This window comes from Candidatus Planktophila sp. (genome assembly GCA_030681675.1).
In the GTDB taxonomy this organism is placed as follows: domain Bacteria; phylum Actinomycetota; class Actinomycetes; order Nanopelagicales; family Nanopelagicaceae; genus Planktophila.
In genome coordinates this window covers 1-12,108 of record JAUXRP010000014.1, presented here as the reverse complement: position 1 = coordinate 12,108, position 12,108 = coordinate 1, and the positions used below count along the sequence as shown (strand labels likewise).

The window sequence follows — 12,108 nt, the reverse complement described above, 5'->3', positions numbered from 1 at the left end:
GTTGGCTCATGCGTAGAGCAAAGATTGTGTGCACGTTGGGGCCAGCCGTTGAATCCCCAGAGCTGATTAAAGCTCTCATTGATGCCGGTATGAATATGGCTAGATTAAATCTTTCACATGGCTCCTATGACGAGCATCAAGTCCGTTTAAATTTAGTTAGGTCATTGGCACAAGCAGCTGGGCGACCGGTGGCAATTCTTGTGGATCTTCAAGGTCCAAAGATTCGACTCGCTCGATTTTCTGCAGGCCCACATGATCTAGCTCGTGGAGATATCTTTACTATTACGACCGATGAAATTGAAGGCACAAAAGAGCGAGTTGGTACTACGTATAAGGGCCTTCCAGGAGATTGCAAAATCGGAGACCGCATTTTAATCGATGATGGGAAGGTGACTGTCGAGGTTATTGAGGTTAAGGGTTCTGATGTCATAACTAAAGTAATTGAGCCTGGCGCAGTCAGTAATAATAAAGGTATCAATCTCCCGGGAGTGGCCGTGTCTGTTCCTGCACTGTCTGAAAAAGATATTGAAGATTTAAGGTGGGGACTTCACGCAGGTGCCGACTTCATTGCACTTTCTTTTGTTCGCAACGCTGCAGATATTAAGGATGTTCATAAAATTATGGATGAGGAAGGTATTCGCCTTCCTGTTATTGCCAAAATTGAAAAACCACAAGCCGTTGCAAATATCGCACACATAGTCGATGCCTTTGATGGAATTATGGTTGCTCGTGGAGATTTAGGTGTAGAGCTTCCAATTGAAGATGTTCCACTTGTGCAAAAGCTTTGTGTCGAACTTGCTCGAGATATGGCTAAGCCTGTAATCGTTGCAACTCAAATGCTTGAATCAATGATTACAAATTCGCGACCTACACGCGCCGAAGCTACTGATTGCGCAAATGCGGTTCTAGATGGTGCAGACGCCTTGATGCTCTCTGGTGAGACTAGCATTGGTGAGTTTCCAATTGAGGCCGTCCAAACTATGGCGCGTATTATTCAAAAAACTGAAGAGGGCGGTTTAGATCGAATACGCCCTATAAAGACCGCACCTCGAACAAAGGGCGGCGCAATCACAAAGGCGGCGACCGAAGTTGGTGCGATCGTTGACGCTAAGTATTTAGTTGCATTTACCCAGAGTGGTGATTCAGCACGTCGAATGTCACGTCTTCGCTCACCTATTCCAATCCTTGCAATGACTCCGGAGGTCGGCACATACAATCGCTTAGCCCTTTCCTGGGGGATTGAATCAATGTTGACCCCTGTCGTGGGCGCGACCGACGAGATGGTGAAGTTAGTCGATACGGTTCTGATCGATTCAGGAAGGGCGGAAATTGGCGATAACGTCATGATCGTTGCAGGCGCTCCGCCAGGAATTCCAGGCTCGACAAATGCGATGCGAGTGCACCGCGTTGGCGATGCTGTTGGCGGCGCAGCTCCGGCCTACCGATAAGATTGCCCAGTAACGCCTCGGTACTCCAACGGTAGAGAGGGCAGTCTCAAACACTGCATAGTGTCGGTTCGAATCCGACTCGAGGCACGCACGGCATGTACATCCTGAAGGGGTGAAAAGGATATGAGCATTCGAATTCTCGTTGCCGAAGATGAAGCGCTCATACGTATGGATTTAGTTGAAATGCTCCAAGGCGCTGGCTATGAAGTCGTGGCTCAAGCCTCAAATGGGCAAGAGGCGGTAGATTTAGCCTTTGAACATAAACCAGATCTAGCTATTTTGGATGTCAAAATGCCGGTTTTAGATGGCATATCGGCGGCGGAAAAGATAATTGATGTAGCTCCAGTTTTAATGCTCACGGCATATTCGCAAAAGGAGCTCATCGATCGCGCGCGTGATGCCGGGGTTATGGCTTATGTAGTCAAACCATTCACAATTGGTGACTTAATTCCAGCCATTGAGATTGCGATAAGTAGACATCTACAGATGAGCACGCTAGCTGCCGAAGTTGCCGATTTACATGATCGTCTTGAGACTCGTAAATTAATCGATCGGGCGAAGGGGATTTTAATGAAAGCGCTGAATTTGCCCGAACCTGAGGCCTTTTCATGGATCCAACGGGCGGCGATGGACCGTCGAATGAGTATGAAGGCTGTTGCTGAAGCGGTTATCAATCCAGAGGCGGTTCCGCCGCATTAGCTACCTGATTTTGTGGTGATCTCCTCTCCTTTATAACGAAAAAGAAATACTTTATGTTCACTTTCGCCTTGTTTAGTGCTAGCACTAGGCATTACCCTCATCACCTCCCTGTCCCGGGACAACAAGATCAGGAAAGGCAATACATGAACATAAAGATTCAGCGTTCACTTGCCGTTGTATCTGCAGCAGCTCTCATTTTCGGAGTTTCAGCAGCGACTAACGCGCAGGCAGCTGCAAAGGTTCTCTATATCGCATACCAAGGTCCTCTTTCAGGTGGAGAAGCATCAACTGGTATCGATGAGCAGAATGCAGTGAAGTATGCAGTAAAGCTCTTCAATGCAAAAAATAAGAATAAGTACAATGTCAAAGTAGTTTCAGTAGATGACCAGGGAGATCCAGCTGTTGCATCAACAGTTGCCCCAGGCATTGGAGCTAATAAGAATGTGCTTGGTTTAGTTGGACCTGCATACTCAGGTGCAACAATCGCATCACTTCCATATTACAAGGCCGGTGGATTAGTTCTTGTCTCTCCATCTGCTACACGTGTTTCACTTACAGATCCAACATCTCCTGACTTCGGCGGACCAGTGTTCCACCGTGTTGTAGGTAAAGATGATCTACAAGGTCCAGCGTTGGCTAAATATGCAACTAAAGGTGTTTCCAGTGCAAAGGTATTTGTATTCGACGATCAATCAGCATATGCCGTACCTCTTCGGGGCTACGTAGAAGCTGGCTTGAAGAAGGTTGCTGGAGCATCACTTGTTGGTGGAGACTCAGTTCCTAATACAGCAACTGATTACAGCCCAACAATTGCAAAGATCGCATCTTCGGGAGCAACTGTAGTTATCTATACAGGTTACTATTCTGCAGCTGCAATTTTTATTAAGCAGCTCCGTGACTCAGGTTCAACAGCAATATTTGCTGGTGGCGACGGAGTCTTTAACCAGGAGTTCCCAAAGCTTGCAGGTGCTGCAGCTGAAGGTGCACGGATCACTGGTGTGGGTGGATTAGCTGGAATTAGCAAAAAGCTTGAAGCTGATTTCAAGAAGCAAATGGGTGTTTCATCTGGTGTTTACTCAGTTGAATCATTCGATGCTGCAAACATCCTGCTTGAAGGTATAAAAAAGGGAAATACAACCCGTGCCAAGATGCTTAAGTGGGTCAAGGCTTACAAGGGTAAGAGCGTGAGCGGAAATAAGATTGTCTTCGACAAGAATGGAGATATTTCTTACGGACTCTTTGCTGGATTTACTTCAAAGGGCGGCGTTCTAGTCAATACAGGCATCGTTAAGTAGTTACTTCTTAGCTACTTAGCTACAACGCTTATGAGTTAGTGGGTGTTTCGGAAATCTCTTTAGAGGCCCCGAAACACCCACTTCTTACGTTGAGTTGTATTACATTTACCTCTTCAATCAAAAGCCTTAAGGAGTGCAATGTTTACAGTTTTGATCGACCAGTTTTGGTCATTAACGATCGCTGGAGTTGCCCTCGGTTTTATCTATGTTCTAATCTCTCTCGGCTACACAATGGTCTATGGAGTTCTGCGAATGATAAACTTTGCTAACTCTGAAATCTTTATGTGGGGAACTTTCGGAACAGTCATTACTAATCGCGATATTTTCCACTACACCCAGACCTCCGAGCCTGCTACAGGGTGGAAGTTAGCCCTTGTTCTGATTACAGCTTTGCTCATGTCGATGTTTGTTGCCGCTTTGACCGCGGTTTTTGTAGAGCTAGTCGCATATCGTCGCTTGCGCATGAAAGGTACCAACCGCCTGGCGACATTGATTTCAGCGATTGGAATCTCAATCGTTCTTCAAGAAGTTATGCGACTGCTAACAAGTTCGCGCCCAGTGGGTTCGCCTCGAGTTTTAGAAAAAATTATTTTGACTGAAATATGGGGCGCTAATGTTCGTCTCGACACAGTTATTACAATTATTGCTGCAGCGATTATCTTTTTCACTCTTGAACGTTTCATTAAATTATCACGCATGGGTAAAGCCATTCGAGCAGTTTCGCAAAATGAAGATGCTGCAAAGTTAATGGGCGTTAATTTAAACCGTGTTATCACGACGACTTTCTTAGTTGGAGGTCTGGCAACAGGCGCTGCGGCTTTCTTTTATATAACTGTTTTTGAATATACAAAGTTCAATATCGGATTTACGATGGGAATGGCCGCCTTTACAGCGGCAGTACTTGGCGGAATTGGAAATATTAGAGGAGCGTTTTTCGGTGGATTGAGCCTAGGTCTTCTTGAGGTCTATGCCTCGGCGGTACTAGGCACTCAATGGAAGGCGGTTACCGTCTTCGTGGTACTTATATTAGTTCTTCTCTTTAAGCCAAATGGATTATTTGGTGAAGCCGTCCAGCAGACGAGGGCATAAGAATATGAAAATACGAAACTTCTTCAACCTTCGTGACTTTGGTGCTGGAATATGGGAGCGATCTAATCGCCTGCAGCGAACAAGTATTGCGCTCGGTTCCATTTTATTAGTTGGCCTCCTGCCTTTTGCAGGCGCTAGCTTTTTAGCAACCCCCATTGCATCCTATGACGCTGTTCTGGTTTATCCTGTCGGAGTCTTTGTATTAATGGCACTTGGCCTCAATATCGTTGTAGGAAAATCTGGAATGCTGGATTTAGGATATGTAGCATTCTTTGCAATTGGAGCCTACACAATGGCGCTAATGGGCACTCTGACCAGTTTAAATACCTGGGAGATCATGCCTTTTGGAATTGCTCTTGCAATGGTGGCAGGTGTATTACTTGGACTTCCCACTCTTCGCCTTCGAGGTGACTATTTAGCGATTGTAACTTTGGGCTTTGGTGAAATCGTTCGGCTGATAGCTCTCAACTCATCGTGGACTAAAGGTCCAAATGGAATTGCAAATATTCCAATGCCACCGAATATTGGACCTCTAAAGTTCAAACTAGAGGATCAAAAGGTTTTCTTCTGGGTAGTTGTAGTCATGATCTTGTGCACGATTTGGATGATTCGTCGACTTAGTATTCGTCGCCCTGGACGAGCATGGGAGGCAATTCGACAGGATGAGGATGCAGCCGAACTCATGGGCGTACCAACTCTTAAATATAAGATTTGGTCCTTTACATTAGGAGCTGCAGTTGGTGGCGCTGCAGGCGTGTTGTATGCATCTAAAAATCTATTTATCGCACCTGAAATGTTTACTCTTAACGTCTCAATTTTGATTCTTTCGTGTGTTGTTTTCGGGGGAATTGGAAATATTTGGGGAGTTGTAGTTGGTGCGACGATTCTGGGATATTTACCAGATCGAATCCGTTTTATCTCTGATGCACGTTTATTAGTTTTCGGTACGGTTCTAGTTGTTGTCATGAACTTTAGGCCTGATGGTCTCTTGCCACGTAAGAAGCGCGAGAAAGCAATCGTCAAAAGTGAGGTGAGCGCCTAAATGTCTGAGGTCCTTCTTTCAATTCAAAACTTAACGATGAAATTCGGTGGAGTAACAGCCCTTGGTGATGTCAACCTTGAGGTTAATAAGGGAGAAATTCTGGCGCTCATTGGTCCAAATGGAGCGGGCAAAACAACAGTATTTAATGTGATTACCGGCGTCTATAAGCCAACAAAGGGCTCAATTACCTTTGACGGTATCGCGCTGAAAAATCAAAAACGTTTTCAAATTACTGGGTTAGGTATCGCACGCACATTTCAGAATATTCGCCTGTGGGGAGATATGACTACTCTTGAAAATGTCATTACCGCGACCGATGTTCACAAAAAGAGCGGACTCGTAGGAGCGCTCTTTGGCCTACCACGAGCACGCCGCGAGGAAAGAGAGAATCGCGCAAGGGCACATGAGATTTTGAAATTCATTGGAATCGATGAGTACTCCGATCGATTGGCAAAGAATCTTCCATATGGAGTTCAACGTCGATTAGAAATCGCACGCGCAATGGGAACCTCTCCAAAACTATTGCTACTAGATGAACCGGCAGCTGGCTTTAATCCTGCAGAAAAAGTTGAGCTGGCTTCGTTGATTAAGAGAATTCGGGATGCTGGGTATACCGTCTTGCTCATTGAGCACGATATGTCACTGATTATGGGAATCTCGGATCGCGTGGCGGTTTTAGATTTTGGTATCAAAATCGCTGATGATCTGCCAAGTAAGGTGCAAAACGATCCCAAAGTTATTGAAGCCTATTTAGGAGTACCAGCAGATGCGTCTTGAAATTAAAGATCTTCACGTCCACTATGGCAAGATTGAAGCTATTAAAGGAATTTCTGTCGTAGTTAATCAAGGCGAAATTGTTACTTTAATCGGTGCTAATGGCGCAGGAAAAACTACAACGCTTAAGACAATATCGGGTCTTCGAAAAGTCTCAAGTGGAGCGATCTTGTTCGACGGTCAAGATATCTCTAAAGTTCCAGCTCATCAGAGAGTAGATCTTGGAATCTCACAAGCCCCAGAAGGCCGCGGAATTTTTCCTGGCATGACTGTGTTAGAAAATCTTGAGATGGGAAAGTTTCATCGCAAAAATCGTCGTCATGAGATGAGTGAAGATCTCGATAAAATTTATGCTCTTTTTCCCCGATTGAAGGAGCGCACATATCAGGCCGGTGGCACTTTATCTGGGGGAGAGCAGCAGATGTTGGCAATTGGCCGCGCATTGATGTCTCGACCAAAGGTTTTACTCCTTGACGAACCGTCAATGGGACTTGCACCTCAGATGATTGCAAATATCTTTCGTATTATTACTGAGATAAACAAAACCGGTGTAACTATTCTGCTCGTCGAGCAAAATGCCCAACAAGCTCTGCAACGAGCACATCGAGCCTACATTCTGGAGACGGGTAATGTGGTCAAAGAGGCGGCAGCTGCCGATCTTCTCAACGATCCAGCGGTGCGCGAGGCTTATTTAGGCACAGGAGCGCACAGCTAAGGTTTTAACGTTCTTCCAATATCAAACAAGTAATTCGCGCCGTGCATGTTCGTTCACCTTTATCATTAGATATGACAACATCGTAGGAACAGATTGTCTTTCCAAGGGATATTGCTGTGGCGACAGCGGTGACGATTCCATCTGTTGCCGATTTATGATGCGTCGCATTAATATCAAGTCCAACAATCATCCGGTGCGGACCTGCATGAAGTGCTGCACCGACGGATCCAACGGTTTCAGCTAAGACAACGCTAGCGCCGCCATGTAATAGTCCAATCGGTTGAGTATTTCCCTCAACTGGCATTGTGGCGACCAGCCTATGCGGAGAGGCTTCAATAATTTCAATGCCCATCTTTATGCCTAATGCTCCTCCACCGCGTTCTTGAATAATTCTTAGGAATTTATCTTCGCTCATGCTGCGTACTCTACCGTGCAACCTACAATGAGCACATGAGCAAACGCCTATTACTAATCGATGGGCATTCAATGGCATATCGTGCCTTTTTCGCACTTCCCGCAGAGAACTTCACAACCGCCACTGGGCAACACACCAATGCTATATATGGCTTTGCAACAATGTTACTCTCCTTACTCACTAGCGAAAAACCGACACATGTAGCAGTTGCCTTTGATGTTTCGAGAAAAACTTTTCGCTCCGAGATATTTCCAGAATACAAAGCGAATCGCTCGAAAACCCCCGATGAATTTCGCTCTCAGATGTCGTATTTGCACGAGCTCGTAAAGGCTTTTGGGATTTCGAGTTTTGAGGTTGATGGATATGAGGCCGACGACATTTTGGCAACGATTGCTAAACGTGCAGAGCGTGAAGGCTTTGAAACGTTGATTTGTACAGGAGACCGAGACTCTTTTCAATTAGTCAATGAAAAAACCACGATCCTTTATCCAAAGCGTGGGGTTAGTGAAATGGCACGTATGACTCCAGATGCAGTTCAAGAAAAGTATGGAATGTCACCGGCGCATTATCCAGACTTTGCCGCACTACGTGGAGACCCGAGTGATAATTTGCCGTCTGTACCAGGGGTGGGCGAAAAAACTGCTGCAAAATGGATAGTTGAGTACGGCTCGCTCAAAGAGCTCATTTCCAATGCAGAGAAATTGCCTGGCAAATCCGGTCAATCGTTCAGGGATTCAATCGACAGCGTGATGCTCAATAGTGAATTGACGGCACTAATTACTGATGTTCCTTTTGATTTAAATATCGACAATCTTGCTTGGACAGGAGTAGATGAAAATCGGACTAATCCACTCTTTGATGTACTAGAGTTCAAAACTCTCAAAGATCGAATGAAGCCAATTCTTCTGAAGAGCACAACTGCTCCTGTTCTCGAACCGGAGTTCTCACTCTTTGCCGATGAGATGGCTGAAGGAGTATTAACACCAGAAGAGGCCGATGCCAGAATTACGAGCCACAATGGCCCAATAGCGGTTACCTTTTCAATTCGTGATGAAAAACTTCATAGATATGCTGTGGCGTTTTCTCCAGAGGAAGTTTTCTTAGTGCATTCATCCTCTATGGGCAGTTGGGCAATGGATATCGGTGTTAAAAAGATTGCACACGATGCAAAATCCTTGGCACGGAACAATCCATTTGTAGGAATAGAGTTTGATACTTCGATAGCTGCATATCTTGTAAATCCAGGTGTGCGCGCGCAAGAGTTTAAAGACTTACAAGAGCGATGGGGCGATGGCTCGTATATCAATACAGCCAGCCCTGAGCAAGAGTTATTAACATGTGCACGAGCGTTATTCTTTCTCCGCACCTCACTTACTCGCGAGTTAACAGAACGCGGATTACTCGATCTCTTTAATACGATGGAACTTCCAATAGCCGAACTCTTGGCCCGCATGGAAAATATTGGGATCGCTGTTGATAAAAAAGAGTTAGAGAAATTGCAAGCCTTCTTCGAAGATGAAGCTGCGCGCGAAACAAAGCTGGCCCACAAATCGGCAGGGCATGAATTCAATGTCGCATCTCCTAAACAACTCCAGGTAGTCATATTTGACGAGTTAGGATTGCCTAAGACTAAAAAAATTAAGACTGGTTATACGACTGATGCCGAAAGTTTGGATTGGCTACATCAAAAGACTGGTCACGCGCTTTTAACCCATCTTCTGCGAATAAGAGAGGTTAAAAAGCTTGGCTCAATCGTTGAGGGGTTGATCTCTGAAATTGCGATCGATGGGCGAGTACATACTCATTTTGGCCAGACTGTGACTTCAACGGGTCGCCTTTCATCTACTGGACCTAATTTGCAGAATATTCCAGTTCGCACAGAAGAGGGTCGCACGATTAGAAGCGCCTTCATTCCAGGAAATGGCTACGTAGCGCTGCTGACCGCTGATTACAGCCAAATTGAAATGCGCATAATGGCGCATCTTTCCAACGACGAAAAACTTTTATCTGCATTTGAATCGGGAGAAGATCTGCATGCAACAATCGCTGCAGTTATTTTTGGAGTAAATGCCAATGATGTGGATCCAGAAATGCGAAGGCAGATTAAAGCCATGTCCTATGGCCTTGCCTATGGACTTTCATCGTATGGCTTGTCGGCACAGTTAGGAATTAGTCCAAGTGAGGCGCAAGGGTTAATGGATACGTATTTTCAACGATTTGGCGGAATTCGTGACTACTTAAAAACAGTTGTTGAGGATGCAAGAAAGGTGGGTTACACGCAGACAATCATGGGACGCAGACGGTATTTGCCGGATTTAATGAGTGATAATCGTCAACGAAGAGAGGTGGCTGAGCGAATGGCGTTGAATGCTCCCATCCAAGGATCTGCAGCTGACATTATTAAGTTGGCCATGTTAAAAGTGGACGCAGAGATTAAGAAAGAACAGCTTCAATCACGATTACTGCTCCAGATTCATGATGAGTTAATTGTTGAAGTAGTCAAAGGAGAGGAAGAGAAAATTACAACACTTGTAAAAAGTGAGATGGGCGCCGCCTATCCACTGAGAGCGCCATTAAATGTTAGTGCAGGTTTAGGTCTGTCCTGGCATGAGGCGGCGCATTAAGCAGTTAGGTAGTAATTGGTGAGTTTCCTTCCATCGCCTTAAGGTCCTCTTCATCACTTGGAATTCTATCGGCGGCAATTAAGCGTTCTTTTCCAATTGTCAGTATGAGGCTGCCTAGTCCAATGGAAACTGCAGTTAGTGCTAAACAAAACTGCGGAGAGATTCTTTCAGAGAGTATTCCCCCAACGGCCGCACCCAACGACATCACACTTCCCTCGACTGTCCAAAGCCAGGCCATATAAGAAACTGCCGATCCCTTTGGGCGAACAGCCTCCATGACTTCCCAATAGAAAACTTGAATTGCACCCCCAACGAAACCAAGGAAGGCGCCGGCAATTGCCATGGACCACCCTGGATATGTAAATGCCATGGGTATCGCAACTAGAAACCAAATAAAGTATGTTTTACGCAGCGCCGATAGCGAAGATGTGCGCTTTGAAAGTAGTCCTGCAATTAATCCGCCGATAATGCTTGAGATACCCATAGCTGCAAATACCCAGGCCGTGCGATGAGCAACGTTTTCGATTGTTGCAAATGCCGGTACAGCAACATCAAAGAGTCCCCAGCCAAAACCGATGAATGATCCCTCAAGCATCATTAATCGAAGTGCAGGGCTACGCCAAAGAGATTGTGCGCCACGCTCTTTCTTTTCCGGTTTCCAATCTCTTGAAACCGGTGCAATTGCTAAAGCACCGCCGCCTAGCGCCATGAGAATCGCAGCAGTGACTAACGGACTTCCTGGAAATTTAGATAAAGCCAAAGATGTCGCAATGACTGGACCAATAACTCCAGCTGTGTTCATCACCGATGTATCAACTGCATAAGCGGTACGAAGAAAATCTCCAGGAACTATTGTTTTCCAGAGAGGGCGCACAGATAAATTTATTGGTGGTGCGGTTAAACCCATAATGGTTGCCATTACGAGAATGAAGGTTGCTGAATGGGAGATATTGACCAATACCATCATCGATGCATACCCGGGTACGAGGACTCTAAGCGGCCACTTTTGTCCGTATTTATCGATTATCGATCCACGAACTCCCGCGGTAAATGAGCCCGCTAACGAGTTTGCTCCTATAACCAGACCTGCTAATGCAATCGATCCCGTCTCCTGCTCGGCTTTAAAAAACAGCGCTAAACCGACCATTCCGTAGGCAACGCGCGCAGGAAAGGCAGCCAAAACCAGAACCCACACATTGGGCATGGCAAATAATTGGCGGTATCGATTCATAATGATGACAAGTCTAACTAAAGAGCGAGATTCCCGGGGAGGATTTGCCCTTAAGTACAGGCAAACCGTAGCCTTGCCCTCCAGCCGCGAATGCGGGAACTTCTATTCATCTATCCCTACGGAGCACACTTGTCTACAACACCAGTAATTGCAGTAAATGACATTGGAACAGCAGCTGATTTTCTAGCGGCAATCGAAGGAACAATTAGAAATTTTAATGACGGAGATCTCGTCACCGGAACAATCGTTCAAGTTGGTCGCGAGGAAGTTCTCGTTGACATCGGATATAAGACGGAGGGTGTAATTCCTTCACGCGAGCTTTCAATTCGCCACGATGTAGACCCACATGAGATTGTAAAAGTTGGAGAAAGTATTGAAGCTCTTGTTCTTCAAAAAGAAGATAAAGAAGGTCGTCTCATCCTTTCAAAGAAGCGCGCACAGTACGAACGTGCATGGGGAGACATCGAAGGCAAGAAAGAGCGTGACGAAGTTGTCATCGGAACTGTTATCGAAGTTGTTAAGGGTGGACTTATTGTTGATATCGGACTTCGTGGCTTCTTGCCAGCATCCCTTGTTGAAATGCGTCGCGTCCGTGATTTAACACCATACATTGGTAAGCAGGTCGAGGCACGCATTATTGAACTAGATAAGAACCGTAATAACGTAGTTCTTTCTCGTCGTGCCTTCCTCGAGCAGACTCAATCAGAGTCCCGCACGACATTCCTTAATCAGCTTCAAAAGGGTCAAGTTCGCACAGGTGTCGTTTCATCGATCGT

11 protein-coding genes and 1 tRNA gene are annotated in these 12,108 nt (G+C 45.7%); 10 read left to right on the top strand and 2 right to left on the bottom strand.

What is annotated here, in order from left to right:
- Window positions 1-8 precede the first annotated feature (8 nt).
- The 8 genes from pyk (at window position 9) to Q8K48_03290 (ending at window position 7,062) form a co-directional block, all read left to right on the top strand.
- On the top strand, window positions 9-1,448 hold the full coding sequence (gene pyk / locus Q8K48_03325) for a pyruvate kinase (GenBank protein MDP1851429.1): 1,440 nt from the start codon (window positions 9-11) through the stop codon (window positions 1,446-1,448).
- 14 nt (window positions 1,449-1,462) lie between these two features.
- Window positions 1,463-1,535 (top strand) — tRNA-Leu (locus Q8K48_03320).
- 36 nt (window positions 1,536-1,571) lie between these two features.
- Window positions 1,572-2,147, top strand: coding sequence for a response regulator (locus Q8K48_03315; protein MDP1851428.1), 576 nt, complete (start codon window positions 1,572-1,574; stop codon window positions 2,145-2,147).
- A 143-nt stretch (window positions 2,148-2,290) separates the two neighbouring features.
- A complete protein-coding gene (locus Q8K48_03310; GenBank protein ID MDP1851427.1) occupies window positions 2,291-3,442 on the top strand; it encodes a branched-chain amino acid ABC transporter substrate-binding protein in 1,152 nt (383 codons plus the stop codon).
- Window positions 3,443-3,580: 138 nt separating this feature from the next.
- Window positions 3,581-4,531: a branched-chain amino acid ABC transporter permease gene (locus Q8K48_03305; protein MDP1851426.1), complete on the top strand. Its 951-nt coding sequence runs from the start codon at window positions 3,581-3,583 to the stop codon at window positions 4,529-4,531.
- A 4-nt stretch (window positions 4,532-4,535) separates the two neighbouring features.
- Entirely contained in the window at window positions 4,536-5,573 is a 1,038-nt protein-coding gene (locus Q8K48_03300) for a branched-chain amino acid ABC transporter permease (protein ID MDP1851425.1), read from the top strand.
- Entirely contained in the window at window positions 5,574-6,350 is a 777-nt protein-coding gene (locus tag Q8K48_03295) for an ABC transporter ATP-binding protein (protein ID MDP1851424.1), read from the top strand.
- Entirely contained in the window at window positions 6,340-7,062 is a 723-nt protein-coding gene (locus Q8K48_03290; protein MDP1851423.1) for an ABC transporter ATP-binding protein, read from the top strand. The genes Q8K48_03295 and Q8K48_03290 overlap by 11 nt, the downstream gene beginning before the upstream one ends.
- A 4-nt stretch (window positions 7,063-7,066) precedes the next feature.
- On the opposite strand, the gene Q8K48_03285 is transcribed toward Q8K48_03290, so the two are convergent.
- Window positions 7,067-7,477 carry a PaaI family thioesterase gene (locus Q8K48_03285; GenBank protein ID MDP1851422.1) on the bottom strand — a complete coding sequence of 137 codons (411 nt, stop codon included), beginning with the start codon at window positions 7,475-7,477 and terminating at the stop codon, window positions 7,067-7,069.
- 35 nt (window positions 7,478-7,512) lie between these two features.
- Here Q8K48_03285 and polA point away from each other — a divergent pair, with 35 nt between their 5' ends.
- Entirely contained in the window at window positions 7,513-10,101 is a 2,589-nt protein-coding gene (polA, locus tag Q8K48_03280; protein MDP1851421.1) for a DNA polymerase I, read from the top strand.
- Window positions 10,102-10,105: 4 nt separating this feature from the next.
- On the opposite strand, the gene Q8K48_03275 is transcribed toward polA, so the two are convergent.
- A complete protein-coding gene (locus Q8K48_03275; protein MDP1851420.1) occupies window positions 10,106-11,332 on the bottom strand; it encodes an MFS transporter in 1,227 nt (408 codons plus the stop codon).
- Between the two features lie 129 nt (window positions 11,333-11,461).
- Here Q8K48_03275 and Q8K48_03270 point away from each other — a divergent pair.
- Window positions 11,462-12,108, top strand: a 647-nt coding sequence (locus Q8K48_03270) for a S1 RNA-binding domain-containing protein (GenBank protein MDP1851419.1), incomplete at its 3' end; no start/stop codon positions are given.